This window comes from Microbacterium sp. MMO-20 (assembly GCF_037147735.1).
In the GTDB taxonomy this organism is placed as follows: Bacteria; Actinomycetota; Actinomycetes; order Actinomycetales; family Microbacteriaceae; genus Microbacterium.
On record NZ_JBBCUU010000011.1, the window covers coordinates 34603 to 52889 of the forward strand.

At 68.0% G+C, this 18287-nt stretch carries 20 protein-coding genes; 11 read left to right on the plus strand and 9 right to left on the minus strand.

All coding sequences use genetic code 11. The features are described 5' to 3' along the window. Positions 1–25: 25 nt before the first annotated feature. From WFI52_RS12890 to WFI52_RS12920, 7 genes are all read left to right on the plus strand, one after another. Positions 26–1486: an SCO6880 family protein gene (locus tag WFI52_RS12890; RefSeq protein WP_336624986.1), complete on the plus strand. Its 1461-nt coding sequence runs from the start codon at positions 26–28 to the stop codon at positions 1484–1486. Continuing rightward, positions 1483–3117 carry a hypothetical protein gene (locus tag WFI52_RS12895; RefSeq protein WP_336624985.1) on the plus strand — a complete coding sequence of 545 codons (1635 nt, stop codon included), beginning with the start codon at positions 1483–1485 and terminating at the stop codon, positions 3115–3117. The genes WFI52_RS12890 and WFI52_RS12895 overlap by 4 nt, the downstream gene beginning before the upstream one ends. A gap of 5 nt (positions 3118–3122) precedes the next feature. Next, the gene (locus WFI52_RS12900; RefSeq protein WP_336624984.1) at positions 3123–3896 is read left to right on the plus strand and encodes an FHA domain-containing protein; all 774 of its coding nucleotides are present in this window, start codon (positions 3123–3125) and stop codon (positions 3894–3896) included. Beyond that, positions 3893–5674, plus strand: a complete 1782-nt coding sequence (locus tag WFI52_RS12905; RefSeq protein ID WP_336624983.1) for a type IV secretory system conjugative DNA transfer family protein — start codon at positions 3893–3895, stop codon at positions 5672–5674. The genes WFI52_RS12900 and WFI52_RS12905 overlap by 4 nt, the downstream gene beginning before the upstream one ends. Further along, positions 5671–6051 carry a hypothetical protein gene (locus WFI52_RS12910; protein ID WP_336624982.1) on the plus strand — a complete coding sequence of 127 codons (381 nt, stop codon included), beginning with the start codon at positions 5671–5673 and terminating at the stop codon, positions 6049–6051. The genes WFI52_RS12905 and WFI52_RS12910 overlap by 4 nt, the downstream gene beginning before the upstream one ends. Continuing rightward, positions 6048–6530 carry a hypothetical protein gene (locus tag WFI52_RS12915; RefSeq protein ID WP_336624981.1) on the plus strand — a complete coding sequence of 161 codons (483 nt, stop codon included), beginning with the start codon at positions 6048–6050 and terminating at the stop codon, positions 6528–6530. Before WFI52_RS12910 ends, WFI52_RS12915 begins: the two co-directional genes overlap by 4 nt. Before the next feature lie 148 nt (positions 6531–6678). Then, the gene (locus tag WFI52_RS12920; protein WP_336624980.1) at positions 6679–7365 is read left to right on the plus strand and encodes a DsbA family protein; all 687 of its coding nucleotides are present in this window, start codon (positions 6679–6681) and stop codon (positions 7363–7365) included. A 578-nt stretch (positions 7366–7943) separates the two neighbouring features. On the opposite strand, the gene WFI52_RS12925 is transcribed toward WFI52_RS12920, so the two are convergent. Next, the gene (locus WFI52_RS12925; protein WP_336624979.1) at positions 7944–8792 is read right to left on the minus strand and encodes a hypothetical protein; all 849 of its coding nucleotides are present in this window, start codon (positions 8790–8792) and stop codon (positions 7944–7946) included. A 504-nt stretch (positions 8793–9296) separates the two neighbouring features. On the opposite strand from WFI52_RS12925, the gene WFI52_RS12930 reads away from it, so the two are divergent. Then, a complete protein-coding gene (locus tag WFI52_RS12930) occupies positions 9297–10016 on the plus strand; it encodes a hypothetical protein (RefSeq protein WP_336624978.1) in 720 nt (239 codons plus the stop codon). A 70-nt stretch (positions 10017–10086) separates the two neighbouring features. On the opposite strand, the gene WFI52_RS12935 is transcribed toward WFI52_RS12930, so the two are convergent. Both WFI52_RS12935 and mobF read right to left on the minus strand, forming a co-directional pair. After that, complete coding sequence (locus WFI52_RS12935; RefSeq protein ID WP_336624977.1) at positions 10087–10539, minus strand: hypothetical protein; 453 nt, start codon at positions 10537–10539, stop codon at positions 10087–10089. An 84-nt stretch (positions 10540–10623) separates the two neighbouring features. Then, positions 10624–13815 carry a MobF family relaxase gene (gene mobF / locus WFI52_RS12940; protein WP_336624976.1) on the minus strand — a complete coding sequence of 1064 codons (3192 nt, stop codon included), beginning with the start codon at positions 13813–13815 and terminating at the stop codon, positions 10624–10626. Positions 13816–14038: 223 nt separating this feature from the next. Between mobF and WFI52_RS12945 the strand changes: the two genes are divergently transcribed. The 3 genes from WFI52_RS12945 to WFI52_RS12955 are packed head-to-tail and all read left to right on the plus strand — an operon-like array spanning position 14039 to position 15013. After that, a complete protein-coding gene (locus WFI52_RS12945) occupies positions 14039–14437 on the plus strand; it encodes a hypothetical protein (RefSeq protein WP_336637416.1) in 399 nt (132 codons plus the stop codon). A 10-nt stretch (positions 14438–14447) separates the two neighbouring features. After that, on the plus strand, positions 14448–14759 hold the full coding sequence (locus tag WFI52_RS12950) for a hypothetical protein (protein ID WP_336624974.1): 312 nt from the start codon (positions 14448–14450) through the stop codon (positions 14757–14759). Beyond that, positions 14756–15013 carry a hypothetical protein gene (locus WFI52_RS12955; RefSeq protein WP_336624973.1) on the plus strand — a complete coding sequence of 86 codons (258 nt, stop codon included), beginning with the start codon at positions 14756–14758 and terminating at the stop codon, positions 15011–15013. The genes WFI52_RS12950 and WFI52_RS12955 overlap by 4 nt, the downstream gene beginning before the upstream one ends. Here the strand turns inward: WFI52_RS12955 and WFI52_RS12960 are convergent. From WFI52_RS12960 to WFI52_RS12985, 6 genes are read right to left on the minus strand one after another with little or no spacing between them, the layout of a single operon-like run. Continuing rightward, positions 15010–16248: a hypothetical protein gene (locus WFI52_RS12960; protein WP_336624972.1), complete on the minus strand. Its 1239-nt coding sequence runs from the start codon at positions 16246–16248 to the stop codon at positions 15010–15012. The two genes, WFI52_RS12955 and WFI52_RS12960, sit on opposite strands and share 4 nt — an antisense overlap. Before the next feature lie 3 nt (positions 16249–16251). Continuing rightward, positions 16252–16539: a hypothetical protein gene (locus tag WFI52_RS12965; RefSeq protein ID WP_336624971.1), complete on the minus strand. Its 288-nt coding sequence runs from the start codon at positions 16537–16539 to the stop codon at positions 16252–16254. Continuing rightward, the gene (locus WFI52_RS12970) at positions 16536–17024 is read right to left on the minus strand and encodes a hypothetical protein (RefSeq protein WP_336624970.1); all 489 of its coding nucleotides are present in this window, start codon (positions 17022–17024) and stop codon (positions 16536–16538) included. Before WFI52_RS12970 ends, WFI52_RS12965 begins: the two co-directional genes overlap by 4 nt. Continuing rightward, positions 17017–17301 carry a hypothetical protein gene (locus WFI52_RS12975; RefSeq protein ID WP_336624969.1) on the minus strand — a complete coding sequence of 95 codons (285 nt, stop codon included), beginning with the start codon at positions 17299–17301 and terminating at the stop codon, positions 17017–17019. The genes WFI52_RS12970 and WFI52_RS12975 overlap by 8 nt, the downstream gene beginning before the upstream one ends. Beyond that, complete coding sequence (locus tag WFI52_RS12980) at positions 17298–17882, minus strand: recombinase family protein (protein WP_336624968.1); 585 nt, start codon at positions 17880–17882, stop codon at positions 17298–17300. The genes WFI52_RS12975 and WFI52_RS12980 overlap by 4 nt, the downstream gene beginning before the upstream one ends. Further along, complete coding sequence (locus tag WFI52_RS12985) at positions 17879–18154, minus strand: hypothetical protein (RefSeq protein ID WP_336624967.1); 276 nt, start codon at positions 18152–18154, stop codon at positions 17879–17881. The genes WFI52_RS12980 and WFI52_RS12985 overlap by 4 nt, the downstream gene beginning before the upstream one ends. Positions 18155–18287: the final 133 nt, after the last annotated feature.

Below are 18287 nucleotides of genomic sequence, written 5' to 3' on the forward strand. Positions count from 1 at the left end.
CGACGAGAAAGAGATCGCGCGGCCTGTGCGCCTGCCGGCGCGGTCGTCACAAGGCATCGTGCTGGGTCTGGACCCGTGGCAGGTGACGTCGCTGTTGATCGCGGCGGGGATCGTCCTTATCGCGGTGCAGCAGTTTGGGCCATTGGGTCTGGTGTTCTCCGCGCCGCTGTATCTGACGTTCGGTGCGGGCGCGGTGATCCGCAAGAACGGGATGTCGCTGCCCCGGTGGCAGGCCGTCAGTCTCAACCATGCGATGCGGACGCACCCGTGGGTGCACGCAAACAAGGAGGTCTTCATGCCCGAACGTCCACGTCAGGCAGGAACGGTGCGGCTCCCGGGACGCCTGGGAACGATACAGCTGTGGAGCGGGAGCGGGCATGCCGCGATCTACGACCCCCACGGCGAGACGGTGTCGATCGTCGCGCAGCTGGAGGTACCCGGGTTCCTCATGCGGGACCTCGAGGAGCGGATGGAGCTCGCGGAACGGTGGTCGATGGTCCTCGCGTCGTTCACCCAGCGGCCGGGCGTGAAGCGAGTCACGACCCAGGAGCGGACAACCCCCGGGACCATCGATGTCGCCCGAAGCTATTTCGCAGCCCACGGGGGAGCGACCGGTGCGCCGAGCGCAGTCGACAGATACCGGGAGGTGATGGACGTCTCGGAGGGATTCGCGATCAACCACCGGTGCTACCTGACGCTGACGTACGACCTCAGGAAGATGACCGGCCAACTGAAGGCCCTCGGCGGCGGGCAAGCGGCCATCGAACGCCTCGCTGCGGTCGAGGCCGGGAACGTATCGGATGCGCTGGAGGGCACCGAGATCCGCATCACCCGGTGGCTATCGGTTCGAGGCGTTGCTGCGCTCGCGCGTACGGCGTTCGATCCGGCTTCCGTTGCGGAAATCGAAAGCCGCACGGGTGAAGACGCCGGCGTGGATCCAGCGGCGATGGGTCCGATGTTCATGGAGGAGCCGAAAGGCGCAAGCGGCCTGGTCCGGACCGATTCGGGGGTGCACACGACGATGTGGATCCACGAGTGGCCGCGCTCAGCGGCACCGATCGGGTTCGTCAACGACCTGGTCTTCGCACGGCACCCAGTCACCCAGGAGGCGATCTCCCACATCTTCACGATCGTGCTCACTCCGGTCACGGTGCGGGAAGCGTTCAAACGGATCATGCGGGAGAAGAAGACGTGGCGCTCCAACGAGAAGATGCGGGCACGCCGCGGCGAGGGTGGCAACGCGATCGACCAGAAAGACCTCGACGCGCTCGAGCAGCAGGAGGAGGACCTCGTGTCCGGTCAGGGCGAGTACCGGTATGGGGCCTACCTGACCGTGACCGCTACGAACGAGGCGGAGCTGGAGCAAGCGGTCGCCGGGGCCCGCAACGCCCTCTCCCGCAGCCGCATGGAAGCGCAGGTGCTGTACGGGCAGCAAGGGCAAGCGCTGCTCATAAGCGCCCTCCCGATCGGGCTGGGGCTGAAATGAGCCAGGTCGACCGCACGGGCTGGCACATCGAAGAGGCAGGGCTCACCCGCGCTGAACGGCGCGCGGTCCGCCGACAGCTGCGGCAGCAGTCGGGCACCATCCAGACGGAGGAGCGAGCGACGAAGGCGAACCTGCCCCCAGCGACCGGGCCTGTCTTCGGGAACGGGATGCTCGAGCGGGGCTGGTGGAACCTGTTCCCGATCACGGTGCCGGCACACAACGCCAGCACGCGCGATCTGTCCGGAATCTACCCGTTCGTCGCGGATGCCGGGATCGGCATGAAGGGCCCAATCCTCGGCGTCGACATGAACGCGGACAGCTTGTTCTGCTACTCACCGTGGGAGTCATACAACGACGACTCCGACCGGGGCGCGCAGTCGACGAACATCCTCGTCCTCGGCGCGTATCGGGGCGGGAAGTCGGGGACCATCAAGCTGCTTGTGATGCGCGGGCTCGCGTGGGGCTACCAGGCGGTCGTCCCCTCGGACCCGAAGGCGGAATGGGTGCCGCTGGCGCGCGCCACCGAGGGTGGCCTCGTGATCGTGTTAGGTGACGGATCCCGGTTGAATCCTCTCGACCGCGGGCCACGGCGCGCGGAGGACCAGGACGAAGAGGATCGGGAAATGGTGAAGCTACGTCGGTCGACGGTGCTCACCCAGCTGCTGGAGATCGCCCTGGGACGGTCCCTGACCCCAGCGGAAAGCGCGGCCGCGAACCACGCCCTTCAACTGTCGATCGGGGCCACGAACGACAACCCCACCCTCCGGAACGTGCACGTACAGCTGACCCGGATGATCGCGGGGGAAGTGCCCGTCGACCCGAAGCCGCGTGAGGCGGCAGAAGACGTGCGGTTGACGCTCGACCGGTTCATCACCGGGGAGCTGTCCGGCATGTTCGAGGACGACTCGACGGTGCAGTTCGACGAGGATGCCCCGATCGTCGTGGTCGACACGTCGCGGTTGTTCCAGCGCAGCGACCTGGTCGCCCAGGTTGCGCAGCTGTGCACGTCGAGCTGGGTGCAGGCGGCCGTCTCCGATGGGGGCGCCCACCGGCGCCGCTTCCTCGTGCGCGAGGAGGGCTGGCGCGACATGCAGAGTGAAGAGGCCCTGAAGATGTACCAGCAGTGGCTGAAGCTCTCCCGCAAGTACGGCATCAGCAACATCGTGATCCTGCACACGATGCGCGACCTCGACGCCGTCGGCCCGGACGGCTCCAAGGAGCGGGCCCTCGCGTACGCATTCGTACAGGACATCGAGAACAAGTTCCTCTTCCATGTGAACGCTCAGGAAGCCGACAACCTGCGGGCACGTCTCAGCCTCCCGGCACCGCACGTCGCCGTCGCGCGGCGGTTGCGGAAGGGAGAGTTCCTCGCGTACGTCGGCGGGTATGCGTACGTCGTCGACTGCTTCGCGACGTCGACGCCCGCGGAGTACGAGCTGACGAAGACCGACGACGCGCTCATCTCTGACCGGGCGGTGCCCGACCCGCGCCCGGCCCTGCCGGGCCTGACGCTCGATGACCTGTGGCCGGCGCAGCCGACGACAGAGCAGGACTGGGATCTCGATCGGGTGTGGGCTGCCCCGGCCACGGAGACGAGCGCCGATGAATGGATCGAGTCGTGGGAGGGATGAACGAGATGACGCACGCACGACCCGTGCTGCAAGCGACGATCACAGGACGCACGGCAACGATCGTCACCCCCAATGGGGAGACGGAGCACCTGGCCGGCGCCGACGGCCAGGACATGCGAAACGTGGTCGTCGGTCGGGCCTATCAGGTGGCGGTCGCGCTCGGTGTGCCGGTCGAGATCCTCACCGCCGGCGATCAGGGCGAAGTGCACCTGGTCATCGACGGCCGCGGCCTGCTGGAGAAGGTCGATTTCGACGTGACGCCCGATCCGGACCAGCCCCTGTCGGTCGCCTCGCAGCTTCCGACGACGGCCCCGGTTCGCACTCCGGTCCGGGCGGGGGAGCCTGGTCCCCTTCGGAGGCCTCCGGCGCCGCCGGAGGTGAGAGCGGAGACCGTGCCCGACGTCGACGACGAGTTGGATCGGACCGTGTTGGTCCGTCGCGCGCTCACCGTCGTCTTCGACGGTGCAGACACGCCCCCGATCGCGGGCGTTGCGGTCGTCGGCCGGCGCGGCCGCGCCGCGCCCGCGGGAGACACGGTCACGATCGACGATCACACCGGCACGATCTCGCGCCAGCACGCACGGATCGAGACATCCGCGGAGGAAGCCTGGATCACAGACCTTGGTTCCGTGAACGGCACAACCGTCTCCTCCGGGGACATCTCCGTGCAGTTGGCGCCAGGTGTCCCGCATCCCCTTCAGGACGGAGACCGCGTCCAGCTGGGCGACGTCGTGCTCGTCGCGCGAGTCGGACGGAACCGGAGAGGCGGCAACGCATGACACAGGAACGCCGCCAGCTGACCACGATCGGCATCCTCATGGGTATCGCCGCGGTCGTGATGGGCCTGGTGATGCTGGTGGAGTCGATGATCGCGGGGGCATGCGGGCAACGCCCCACCGCCCGCAACCCGATCGCGGCGCTCGAGCTGCTGTTCACCGGCAAGACCGACGGGTACCTTGTCCCCGACGGGTGCACGGTCCCGGTCGCCGGGATCCAGATCACCGCGGCCGCGATCGCGATCGCCGCGATCGCGCTGCTCGTAGCGGGCCTAATCGCCTACACGCGGTGGCGTCATAGCGATGCTGGCTTCATCGCGGAGCTGCAGGCCCGAAGCGGATTCGCCGATCGCCAAGAGGTGAGAAAGCACCTCTCCGCGAAGGCGATGCTGGCCCGGGCGGCGCAGCTGCGCCCCGGCCTGCAGCGCCCCCGTCCGACCGACGTCGGCTGGCAGGTCGGGCAATCGCGGGGAACAGACGTGTACGTGTCGATCGAGGACTCGGTGGCGCTCGAGGGCCCGCCGAGGTCGGGCAAGGGGTACCGCATCCTGATCTCCGCGATCCTGGACTGGTCGGGGCCACTCATCACCACGTCGACGACCAATGACAACCTCACCGCGACGCTCCGGATGCGGCAGGCCCGCGGAGACGTGCACGTCTTCGACCCGCAGGGCCTCTCGGGCATGCGGGACGTGACCCGCATCGACCCGATCGCCGGGTGCGAGGATCCTCTTGTCGCGATGCAGCGGGGCGCGGCGATCGTCACCGGGACGGCGCTGGGCGCCTCGAGCACGAACCAGGAGTGGGCGCAGGCCGCCGGCACCATCCTGTCGCGGCTGCTGCACGCGGCTGCGGTCGGCGGCCGGACCGTCAAGGACCTGTACAACTGGGCGTCCACACCGGGGCTCGCGGAAGCCGCTGTCGACATCCTCCGCTACGACGGAGCGCCCGGGTGGGGTGAGAGCCTCCACGCGGTGCTCTCCGGCGACGAGAAGCTCCTCTCGAACACGTGGTTCGGGGTCCAGGGCGCGGTCGCGCCCCTCGCGGTCCCCGCCATCCGTGACGCCCTGCTCCCGCAGGAGGGTGGCCGCCGGTTCGACGTCGAGGAGTTCCTCTCCGGGCAGAACACGCTCTACCTGCTCGGCACCGCATCCGGTGCCGGCGCCATGGGCGGGTTCCTCTCCGCGATCCTCGACGACGTCGTCGAGGTCGCACGACGCAAGGCACTCGCGTCCCCGTCTTCCCGCCTGCAGCTGCCGCTCGGACTCATGCTCGACGAGATCGTGAACATGTTCCGATGGGGTGGGTTGCCACGCGCCATGGCCGACGGCGGCGGCCGCGGCATTTGCACGTTCGTCGTACTGCAGGCGCTCTCCCAGGCCGAGACCGCCTGGTCGCGGGCCGAGGCCGACACCATCTGGGCGGCCGCGACCGCGAAGGTGCTCCTCGGTGGCGCGTCGCACGTCGACCACCTCCGCGACATCGAGGCCCTCCTCGGGCAGCGGGAAGTGCACCGAGTATCCGAATCGTGGAGCACGACATCGTCCGGCAGCAACATGAGCGAGCAGCACGAACGGCGACCGCTGATGACCGTCGACGAGATCCGGCGGATGCCGCCCTCCCTCGGGCTCCTCGCCTACAGGAACCGGCGCGGCGTGCTCCTCGACCTGTCCGGGTGGGACGCCCGCGACGACGCCGCCCAGGTCCGCGCCGGGAAGGCCCGCACCGAAGCGGAGCAGCACGAAGTGTTCTCCGCCGCGTACCGGGGCGAGAGGCCGTGAGCAACCGGCGTCGCGGCGCCGTGAGGTACCGGTCGGGGTACCTGCGGTCGATGGTCTGGTTCCGGCGCCGCGACGCGTGGTTCACCGAAGAGGCCGCCCGGGCGGGTCGGCTGTCCTGCGCCGGCTGCGGCGCCGTCGACGTCAAGGCCCGCCTCGAGCTGCACCACCTCGACTACACCGGGGTCCTCGAAGACCCCCGCGCCGGCTGGGTCGCGGGGGAGGACCACGAAGACCTCCTCAGCATGCACCCCAGCTGCCACGAGCTGCTGCACCGGTTGATCGACCGCGACAAGGTGCTCTCCCGATACCGGTCACGGCGAGAAGCCACCCGTATCGCCCTGCAACGCCTGCAGGCGGCCCTGAAAGGCACACGATGACCCCCCCGAACTCCGGCGGCGACGCGTTCGACGCCTCAGTGGACGAATTCCTCGAGGAGAGCTACAACCCGATCGACCGAGACACGAGCTCCGCGATCATCGGTGGGTTCGTGGTGAACTGGCGGGCCCTCGAGGACCGGGAGGCGATCGTAGAAGCGTGGACCGCGCTGCGGGACTGGGTGGAATGGTTCGTCGTCCGGTACGAGATCCCCAACACCCTCATCCCGGACTGCTGGTGGCAGCACGGCGCGCTCGTCGAGGAGCTCTCCGCGCTGCACACCGCGCACGTGGCATCCTTCGACCCCAGCGACACCGGCTACGGGCCCGTGTCCTGGCACGAACGGCTGACCCTCGCACGCGCGCGCTTCGGCACGGCGTACAAGAACGGATGCCTCGACGGCCACGTCAAGCCCCGGCGACGCACGTTCCCCCATGCCGACGCCGAGTGGACCACGTGGATCCGCACCACGCACGCGTGACGCGGCGAGATCGTAGGTAATCCACAACAGCGGCGCCGTCGCAGGATGAGAGGACGCGCCTCTCTTGTAGAGCCGCGCCTTTGAGCTCGGCCGATCGTTGTGGGAGAGAATAGAGGCGGACTGAAACCGGACACGGAGGCCGACACATATGGCGCAGGCAGCAGCGGGCAAGACCAACTGGTTCGCGATCTGGGTGAGCGTGGCGGTTGTCGCCGTCGTGGGGCTCGTGATCGCGCTCGTGGTGTGGATGAACAACGCCGCGACCGACCCGGGCACCCCGCCGAGCGGGTCGGGTGTCAACCAGGAGACCGGGGCCGTGGTGGTCGGGTCGGGGGAGCAGACGCTCGACACCTATATCGACTTCATGTGCCCGATCTGCAACAAGTTCGAGGAGACGTACGGCGACGAGATCCTCGATCTCGTGAACAACGGCACGATCACCCTCAACATCCACCCGATCGCGATCCTCGACCGCTACTCGCAGGGGACGGCGTTCTCGACGCGCGCAGCGAACGCGATGTACTGCGTCGCCGAGGCCGACCCGGATGCCGCGGTGCCGTTCATGCAGGCGATGTTCCAGGGTCAGCCTGCTGAGAACTCGACCGGCCTCACCGATGACGAGATCCTGACGATCGCGAAGGGCGTCGGTGTGAGCGGCATCGACTCCTGCGTGACCGAAGGCACCTACAAGAAGTTCGTCGCCTCGATGACCGAGAAGACCCCAGTCGCGCCCGGCTCGAGCGGCATCGGCACACCGACCGTCGCCGTCAACGGCGAGACGATCGCCAACAACACGATTCCAGCGAAGGGCCAGTTCGCGTCGCTGTTCCAGTAAGCGTTCCTTCGTTGGGCTCAGCTGACGTTGTATGCGGTGAAGAACCAGCTCGCACCGAGGTTTCGTCCACAAGAGGTGGCCGTTGATCCCGGGTTGGCTGCGAGGACCGCAGAACGCTCATAATTGCACGAGCCCGCGTTTGGGAAAGGCCCGTAGGAACGAGTCACTGCGAATGCTGCTGAGGCTGCGCCGACGCTCAAGCCGACGGCGAGAACGGCGGCTGTCGCACTCTTGAGAATGGTCGAACGGATCTTCGACATGTCAACTCCCCTTCTAGTGGCTCAGAAGCTACGCCCAAGCGGGATCGAGGTATACCGACTTTCGGATAGTTTCTTGGCGTGCGAGGGCCCGCGGTGACACCGGTTCAGAGGGCGATCTTGGCCAAGATCATCGCGGTGGAAATCGTTCTGGTGATAGTGATAGTCACGGTGGGAGTGATTACCCACTTTCCCCCGGTTCATCACTGAACCCCAGGCCCTTCCTCCTGCCGACCATCCCCTCCGCTCGCACCCGTACCCCGTCGATGAACGGATGCAGGACGCCGGGAGAATCGTGCACGCGCCAGTGTGAGTCTTATGTCAGTATTTCGTTGGTTGTCCGGAGGCGAGGCTGTAGGGGACGGTCTTGTCGCCCAGGGATCGTCGGAGGATGCGTACGGCGCGCCTGACCCGTCGAGGTGGCGCGTCGGCGAGAGAGACGAGCACTATTCCAGCGGCTGCGATGAACCCTCCGAGAAGCATCGCGACTGCAACTACATTCACGATCGGCTGGAGCACCGGAACGCTGGAAGACCCCACCTGATCCGCGCTCAAGAGGCAGATCAATAGAACAAACCCAGAGAGCCCGACCACCACGCCCCCGCCTTTCAATAGAGGGCCACCGAGGAGCTTCAGGGTGCGGCGCAGGGAGGTGCTCGTATGGTGTCCGATGGCACCAACGGCAAGATCGGCGACGGGGTTTGACGTCTCTAGTGTGGGCTCGCCGTCTGTGATGAACCGGTAGTGTCCGGCCATCCTCTTTCTGATGATGCTCGGTCCCATCACCACGCTCCCCGTTGACGAGACCGTGGCGCGTGTTTCTTCCATCGCGGCGAACGAGCTGCCGTCGAGTTCACCAACGATGGGTACGCCGAGCTGGAAGGTCAGCGAACGGCCTGCGTCGAACTGGTCGGAAGTGATGTCCCGCTTTCCGACGCTCCAGATGTATAGGTCGGCGACGTGTGGATGCTGGACGGTGCGACCGTCCCACACGTACTCCAGCTGAGCCCCGATGCCGTCCTCGCGGGTCTCGATGCTGGAGGACACGAGTTCTGCCCAGAGCTCGTAGTCGTCACTGACGTTGCGCCACCGGTCGCCGAGGAGCTGGACGAGATACCCCAGGATCGCGCCGCCGAGAAGAAGCAAGATGTCTTTGAGTTCCACGAGCACCTCGGGTTTGGCTAGAGAGTTGCCCCCAAGGTACTGGTTTCCAACGGTCCGTTACTCGGACGGCGAAACCCCTCACCGTCATGGGTCGCTGCGCAGACGATGCCGGCGAACGCCTACTCGGGCTGCGGCCGAGGGCCACTCGGGCGCGGCCACGGGAAATGCTCGACGCGTTCCCGTCCTCGTCGACCTGCGCACGTGCGACAGCGCCGCCGTCGAAGAGCGCGTCCAGGTGTCGAACAGCGCCTACGGGTGTCGATTAACTACCGGCGGCCCTTCCCCCGCCAGTGGAGCACCGAAAGGCACCAATGAGCACCCAGGCCCGGAACCCGTATCTGGTCTCGTCGGCAGAATTCACGCGACGCAGCAGGCCAAAGAAGCTTCCGCGGTCGAGGAGGCGGCATCCGCCTGTAAACAGAAAGACCCTCACCGAAACGGCGAGGGTCTTTCAGAGGTATGCGCAACGGTCCAAGCCCGTTGCTCTGCAACCAGGATACGGTGTCACCCGTGATCAGTCAACGTCAGACGCGTGCTCGTCTACTGAGCGCGCCCCGCTTCACGCCCTATCTCACGGCCTCGAACCAGGACGACGATGCCGCGTGGGAGCTTTACTCCTGGGCCACCGAGCTATCCGGTGCCATGCACGCTCAGATCTCGTTTGTTGAGATCGCCGTGCGGAATACCCTCGACCGGGAGCTTTCGAGGTGGAACGCTTCTCAGGGCGGTCCAGTGGAGTGGACCGCCGAGCACGGAGCGAAGGGCGATCTGTATGGGTTGCTCGGCAAGGAACTCCGGGAGGCGCGGGCGCGTGCCCGCAAGGAATCGAAGAGGCGGCCGAAGAACCATCCCCGACACGGCGTCACACCTACCCACGACGACGTCGTCGCCCAGATCATGCTCGGAACATGGGTGAAGGTGCTCATCCCGCTCAGCCAGACCGAACCTCACACGCGCCAACAGAACCTGTGGGCGCAGGGCATATCGGGCGCATTCGCCAACGGTAACGATGGGAGTGATGCAGCCCGCGTGGGGATCGGCACTCGACTGGACAGCATCCGCAGACTCAGGAATCGGGTGGCGCACCACGACAACATCCTGGACGTCAAAGTCGCCCACCGCCTCAACGAGATCCTCGGCGTCGTCCACAAGATCGATCCCAACTACCCGGCTCTGGTGATGCACAACAGCCGCGTTCGAGTCATCAACAGAGCTGACCCAAGAAAATAGCTTTCAACCAGGACTTTTCCCGATAATTGCGATTATGTCAGTAGTGCGCCAGTCGTGGGCGCCGCTGCTACTACTCGGTTCGAGGCGTGTTGTACGCGGCGTCGTATGCGGTCTGGGAGATCGAGTTGCGCCAGCGGTAGAACTCGCTGCTGGACGCCGGCGAGGATCCATGCGCGTTGTAGAACGCTTCCTGGTCGCGCTCGTGCTGCTCCCACTCCGCTTCGTACCGCTCTGAGTCGCTCACCTTGACGACGGAAACCACCGAACTCCACGGGAAGAATGCTCCGCCGTTTCCGGTGAGGCTGGACTCTTCGATCTTGTAGCTGTCGTCCGCGAATAGCGGCATGCAACGGCCGCCGTCGCTGTACACCCGTAGGCCGACCGTGTCCGCGAAGATCACTCGCCCCTGCAAGCCGTTGCGAGTCCCTCGGGAATCAGTTGGGTCTTGGACGAACGGAAAGGCCTCCTCTGTCAGGACGACATTCACCACGTCTCCGAACGACAGGAATTCCGCCACACCCATTGCGTCTCCTCGCTGTTCGCGGGCACAGCGCCCGCCGATCACTGAGAACCTACACCGAGCGAACCGCGACCGGTGCAGTGAGCGTCAGCGGCCGAGGGACGGTCCGCGCTGCAGGCTCTGCTGTGCCGCAGCACCGCGGGTGCGGGCGAGACGCGCCTGATCCTCCTGGCCACGTACGGCCGGGGGTTGCGTGGTGCGGGCGGAGGCTTCGGCGGGTGCGGCGTCCACGATCCGGGTGTCGCGGCGGTACTGCTCGAGCAGCTCGGCGCGTTCCTGCTCGAGCTGGGTGAGCCGCTCCCGGACCTTGTCCCTGCTTCCCTCGGCCGTCGCGCGGTCCGTGAGAGCCCGCCCAGACGCCGCCGCGGCGTGGTTGCGGGCGTCGATCGCCGCGAGGCGGCCCTCGACGCCGGCGAGCGTGCGTTCGCCACGGGCGGTGAGGTCGGTGAGCTGGTCGAGGCGGTCACGCAGCGGGACGACCCTGGCGGCCGCGGCCGCGACGTACCTGTCGAGATCCACGATCGCTCCCAGCGGGCGTCGGCGCCGATCATCCCACCGCGCGACGGGGCCGTCGGACGGCACAGGTCGACGAGCGGCACGTCCCAGCTCGACAGCCGCCGCGGCGGTGGCGTCGTCGAGTGTGACTTCCTGCGCTCCGCGCATCATCGTGGCCGCGAGCTCGTCGACCGCGGCATCGCGTCCTCGGCCGAGAACGATCGCTTCGTTGTGGATGCGGCCCCGGGTCATCCCGACATACAGACCGGCGGCGTTCACGCCGGGACCGACGACCGCGGCCGCGGTCGTCTCCCCCTGCACCCCGTGCACCGTCGACGCGTACGCGAGGTGCACGTGCCGGGCCATGTACTCTGCGGTCACGTCGCGGACGTCGCCGGAATCCCCCGTCGCGACCAGGCGAACACCGTCGTCGGCGATGTCTGCGACCTTCCACAGGGCTCGGTTCTCGACGCCGGCGCCGGCGTCGTTGCGGCGGGTCTGCACGACGTCGCCGACGAGGATGCGCTGCTCGTTCTGCCCGACCGTGACGAGCCGGTCGGAGACCTGCCCCAGCTGCACCCGCCGGGCCTGGATCGCCTCGTTGATCTGCTGCGCTTCCTCGTTGGTGCTGGTCACGAGCGCGACGTCCTGCCCCTTACCGGCCCACTCGAAGTACGCGTCGACCATGCGCTCTCGCGCGGCCTGCCCATGCTCGACGACCGCGACGTGTCCACGCGCGTCGAGCTCCTTCGCCGTGGCGATCGCTTCGTCGCGGGATGCCGGCTCCCGGAGCCGGAGGGACAGCTGCGCGTACTCCTGGTCGACGAACCGGTGCACGGCGGTCAGTTCGACCACCGTGGTGCTGCGCCGCTTCATCATCGCCATGGCGCCGGAGTGCCCCACGGGCATCGCCTGCAGGTGATCTCCGACCATCGCGATCCCAACGCCTGTCTCCAACGCGAGCTGCGCGAGCGCGTTCGCGGCCTGCAGGTCGACCATGCCGGCCTCGTCGACCACGACCCGGTCCCCCGCCTGCAGGATCGTCCGGGGCCCCGCATAGATCGCTGGGGCCCCGTCGGCGCCGCGGCGGGAGGGGTCGACCTGCCCTGGCTGCAGCCGCACCCACACGTCCCTGCCGGTGGCGTCGGTCGACCACCGGAACCCGTGGTCGTGGAGCAGCCCGTGGAGGCTCGACGCAGTGGTCCCGACCTCGCGGCCGGCGACGGATGCCGCTTTCTTCGTCGCGGCGACGACGACCATCCGCCGGCCTTGCCGCTCGAGCGCTTCGCGGGCGACGCGGAGCATGGTCGTCTTGCCGGTGCCGGCGGGCCCGGTCACGGTGACGAGCCGGTCTGTGCCGGCGATCGCGCCGGCCGCGGCGGTCTGTCCTTCGTCGAGCGTGCGTCCTTCCTCGAGGACCTCACTGGCGAGGGCGGCGACGTCGCCCTGCGGCAGCTGCACGCCCGTCGCGGTGAGAGCGTCGAACCGTGCCGCCAGGTCGACCTTCAGCGAGGCGGTCGCGATCGACATCATGCTCTTGATGTGCTGCGGGATGTCGCTGTCCCCGTCGACGAGATCCACGGCCAGGAGGCGTGCCCGGGCGACCACGTCGTCGATGACCTCACCGAGCAGTGCACGATCGGCAACGACACCGGATGCCGCGACGGCGCGGGTCGCTCCGGCGCGCAGATCGAACATGCTGAACCGGCCGCCGTTGCCGGCAGAGCGGTTGTCGGCGTCGACGGCGGCCGCGGACGCGAGGAGGTCACGGTCCAGCATTCCGACGTCGACGCGGGGCGCGTCGACCGGGCCCCGCGGCAGCAGGATCGCCGGGTCGAGGTCGGTGAGCTCACGGCGCACCATCTGTTCCCAGTCGGCCTCGTCGACGTCGCCGGGTTTGTTCGGGCGACCCTGCGCCCACGCCCACCGGTCGATCTGAGTGAGCACCAGGTGGTCCGGTTCCTGTCCCGGGTGAGCGTCCTTCCACTCCGCGATCCGCATCGCCCGGTTCGCTTCGATCTGGTTCGATCGGCGCGACATCGGCTTGACCACCTGTGCCAGTTCGGAGATCTCCCCGTCGGCGCCGAGGGTGTATCCGTGGCGTGCGAGAGCGGCTACCCACTGCGGGTCCGTGCGCGCCGCGAGCTCTCCTTCCGCGTTGACGAGCGTGTGCATCTTCATCGCGACGCGCGAATCGATGTTCGACCACCGCCCGTCTTCCCCCCGCACCTTCACGTTGAGCCACAGGTGACGGTGCACGTGCGGATCGAGGGCACGGGACCGCTTGTGCTGCAGCTCGACGACCTCGACCCGGCTCAGGTTCTCCCGGATGCGCCCCGCCGCGCCGCGGCGCGCGTTGAGCTCCCGCTGCCACGACGTGATGACCCGATCCCGCAGCCGATCCTGCAGCTGCTCGAACTCGGCCGCGAGTTCCGGATGCAAGATCGCGGCGAGGCTGTATGACTTCGGGGCGTTGATGGTCCCGTCCAGCACCAGGTCCGCGACCGGGGACGCGAGCTCACGCCCACGCCGCTCCCCCGTGTCCGGGTCACGCCCGTCGACCCACGCCGCCAACCGGGCCTCGTCGAGCTCGTCGACGGCGATCGCACCGTCCTCGACGACGAACCGGGAAACCGAGGCGGCGTCAGCGTAGTGCTCGAGGGCGTCGACGCCGGAGCTGGCCCGAAGATGCGAGTCGCACGTGCCCTCCATCGCGTACGCGATCGCCTGCTTCAAGCCCTGGGAGTTCACCCCCCGCTTCCACCGCTCCAGACCACCGCGCATGCGACCAGCGTAGCTCATCCACTAAAAGTGCCTGCGTGCATTTCTCGTGTTCTTCATCTCTCAGCCTTCAGATTCGGCTTCCGGGTCGAGGATTCGCGCAGCGGGTCGGGCAGAGCTGTAGCTCGGTGCGACAGGGCTTGAGGCGGCCAGGCAGCGCTCACGGCGGCGTTCGCGCGACAGCACCCGGCACGCCGCGGCGTCGGCACCGTGCATGTGCATCTACGTGACACTCACTAACGACCTCTCCCGTCATCAGAACCCCGAGCAGCACCGCCTCCTGTCGCGGCTGCGCGCACGAACAGCAGAGCGGGCGGTCGACGTGCTCCTCTGGACGACCGCCGAAGATCATCGGTTCCCCGCGCTCATCGACCTGATGACCGAGGTCTTCACGGTCGCTACGTCAACTGGAGCCGGATGGAGCGCCGCTGCTGCTTGGTCGCTGCTCACCCTCGTTATCGACGTGGCCGGCGGCGCATGGGCACGCCGAGACGCATACGCTCGGCGGCGGGTGCGCGCGAAGGACACAGCGACCCCCGCCAACCCGTCTCGCGCGTCAACGGCATCAGGCACTCGCCCGCCCGACTCGGGCGACACTCGCGCGGGAAGCGAACAGATGTTCTAATCTCTACGTCATGGGTTCGAACAAGCGATACGGCTCCGACGTGAGCGAGGAAGCCATCAACGAGCTTCTCCTACGTCCCTGCCCGATCTCTCTCAGCGCCGCCGAGATCGGCGCCGATCCCACCACCACACCCCACGCCCCGGCGCCGGTGCCTGTCACCGCATGGGTCCGTTTCCCGGAAGCCGCGGTGCGCGTCAAGGCGCACGCGATCGCCTGGACCGACCGAGCCGTCGAGGTCGAGTTCACCCTCCGTGACGGGCGGTCGCTCCGCAGCTGGGTGTGGCGCGGAGCGGTCACCCAGCGACCTGGAGGAAAGACATGACGACGTCCACCACCACCGACCAGCCGGCGACGATCTGGTTCGTCGACGACCATCCCACCCGGATGCTCTACGCCGGCAGGCGATGGCGCGTCAGTGACAGGCCGACCCGGCTCCGGGCATCCGTCTGGGAAGTCGCGCACGGAGGCCACATGTCAGGATGGCGATTCCAGGCAACCGACGAGGTCGGTGAGAGCTACGTCTTCGACGTCTTCGCAGACCCGGACGGTTGGCACGTCCACCGTAGCTACACCTAACGCGCGAGACCTGGCGAGGACGACGTGCGCGGGATGAGAGGCTGCGGAGCCGCACGCGTGCGATCGGCGGAGATCTGCTGCGGTCGATCGTCGAACAGTGCCGGGTGCGACTCGTTGGCCCGGGTGATCGCCTTCGCGACGTCGGCCGGGGCGAGGCGGTCGAGGACGAGCTGGTCACGGACGGCGTCGAACGCGATCCGGTGAGCCAGCACGCCGACCGGCGCCGACGACTTCCCGGCCTGGGCACGGGCACGGTTCTCGAGAGCTGCATCCGCCCGGAGGGCGACCTGGTGCTGACGCACGTACGTCACGAGCGCGGCCCGCAACGACTCCCGCTGAGCATCCACCTCCCGGCGTGCCTGCAGCTCGCGGACGGACTCCACCGCGCGGCGCACGTCGGCGCCAGCCAAGCTGTCGAACCTTCCCCGCTCAGCGAGCACGAGCGCGACCGCATCTGCGTACACGACGTCCTCCCGGTCCGGGACCGGCAGCCCGACCCGGGCACGGGCGTCGCTGCGTGCATCCGCGATCGCGCGCAGCGACGATCCCCGCTCCGCGATCATCCGGTCCAAGGCGTCGTGGAACACGGCGTACTGCGCATGCCAGATCCTACGGTCCTCAGAGGTGAAGAACTCCTCCGCGTCACGGGCGTTCGCACGCCGCGCGGCGGCCGTGGCGCGCTGCACCCGATGTGGGGGCAACCCCAGCGCCTGCAGGCGTCGACGCAGCCGCTTCGCCTCGCGGTTTCGCTGCAGCTGGAGGGCGTAGCGTTCGGGATCCTGTCGATATCGGCGCCCGTACTCGGTCGCGTAACCGGGGTTCCGGGCGTGCCAGTCGCGGCTGCGCTGCAGGTACTTCTCCGGGTCGCGATCGCGGGCGTCTTTGCCTCGAGCGGCGATCGCCTCCCGGTTTCGCGCGTAGGCGGCGCGGCCCTGCTCACGGATCCTGTCGCGGTTCGCGTCGCGCCACCGCTTCAGCTGTGCTCGGCGCTGCTCCGGGTGTGCCTCGTTCCACTCCCGCGCGCGGTCGACGGCGACCTGCCGGCGCCGCTGCGCCTCAGCCTCCCTGCGCGCGCGACGGACAGCGGGCGGCTGCTGCGCGTCGTCGCGGGCGGCGTAGCGGGCCTGCCAGGCGCGGGTCCGATCCGCGCTGAAGAACCGCGCGGCCGCGCTCTCATGAGCGCGACGTCGGGGATCCGTCGAGGACCGCGGCCTCGGGGGCGGAAGATCGACCACGACTCAGCCCTCGAAGGACCTGGCGGCCTCTTGGGGGATCGCGGCGAGCACCTGGTCGACGAAGTCGCCACGGTACGTGGTGGGGTCAGTGATCGCCCGCCCGCAGAGGATCCGCAGCGTGTCCCGGTCGTCGTCGGTGAGGTCCGCGTCAGCGACCGCTTCCATCACCCACGCGAGCTCCGCGAACGCGGTGCGGCCCTCGTCGACGAGCGCGAGATCCTCGTTGTGATGAATGCTCGCCAGCGCGACATTCGTGATCAGGGTAGTGGCCTGCTCCTCGGTCAGCTTCATGCGAGGCTCCTTGCCTTTACTGGGGTGACGCGGGGGAACCGCGCGTGGATCGGACGCTGATGGGGGCGCAGCTGCCGCAGGGTCAACTGTCGCGGGGTCTCCCCCGCCGGCAGCGTCACCCACACGTCACCGAGCGCGGTCGCGCCGGGGTTCAGGATCAGCCGACCCCCGTCAAGGGTCTCCCAGTCGTCGACGGTGGACACCGTGGCGGTGTAATGCGCTCGACCAGCACGCACGAGCGCGATACGCTCGAGAATGAGGACCGGGCGGGGCCGGCGCGACGGGTTGGACACGATCACCGGGATACGCCAGGTGGCCTCGAGCACCATGTCCTGGTGGATCGTGGCGGCGGTGATCTCCACCCGCACCCCGTCGATCGTCGCCGGCAGCTCACGAAGCCGCATGCCGACGACGAAAATCCAGACTCCGACGACCATCCCGGCACTGCAGACCACCAATGCCAGTGAAAACGCCCACTCAGGCATGACTACCCCCTCCGTCGATCGCCACGGTACCGTCCGGGTCCGACGGCCCGTCCTGCAGCTGCAGCAGCCACCCCCCGAACGCCGCCGCAGCTGCGGCCTTGTCGTAGTGCTCACCGAGGTTCACCCGGTACAGGGGCATCCCGTCGACCTTGAGCTCCACGCCGACGAGGACTCCCGTTGCGCCGCCGCGGTAGACGGGCATCACGCTCACCAGGTGGTCGACGTTGATCCAAATCTGCGGAGTTCCGTCGGCGTCGGGAATCGGTATCAGCTTCATCGCTCACTCCCCACACGGGCGCGATGCCTGGCCACGGCCCGGTACACGCCGCTACGCGAGATTCGGAACATGCGCGCGACGTCGGCCGCGGACCGGTCGTCCTCCTCCATCGCCTTCGCGATCGCCGCGTCCGTTTCGGGCGGGATAGCCGGCTGTCGGCCCTTCAGCTTCTTCCGCACACTGGGGCGCGCCATCGCCTCTTGCGTACGCAGACTGATCCACCCGCCCTCGGCTTCCGCGATCGCGGCGAGGAAGGTGAGGAACAGCTTCGACCACGGGTCGCGCGGGTCGTAGACCGTGTGACCCATCTGGAAGATCACACCCCGCTCCGTAAGCTCACGCACGATATGCAGGGTGTCCTCGACGTTGCGAGCCAGGCGGTCCATCTTCGGCACAACAAGCGTGTCGCCCTCGCGGACGGCGACGAGAGCCTGGTGCAAGCCGGCGCGCTGGGCGTTCTTGCCGGTGAAGCCGACGTCGGTGTAGATGCGGTCCTCGCCGACGCCGGCAGCAACCAGGAACGCGTGCTGGATCTCGACGTCCTGCTCGTTCGTCGAGACGCGGGAGTAGCCGACCTTCACGAGTCGCCCTCCACGCTCTTACGCGCGTCGCTGTTCGCGTCGAGCTGCTGCTCGATAGAAGCGAGCATCCGCTGCAGGCGAGCCGCGGAGCCCCGCAGGTGTGCGATGTGCACCGCGTCCTCCTCATAGTCGAACGCGCGCGCGGCCGCCGCCTCGTTGTCGGCTTCGTGCTCGAGCTGGCCGGCATAGTCGTGCATCGCGGCGACGAGCACCGTGTAGTCGTCGGCGTCACTCAGGTCCAGCAGCACCGGATCGAACGGGCCCTCCGTCATCGGTCGTCCGCCCCGGAGTGTGCTTCGCGGAGGTGAGCACGTTCGCCTTCCGCTGCGCTGTACTCGTCACCGTAGGGCTCCTCCGAGTGCTCATCGCACCGCTGACAGAACCAGTGCCATTCCGCGATGACGC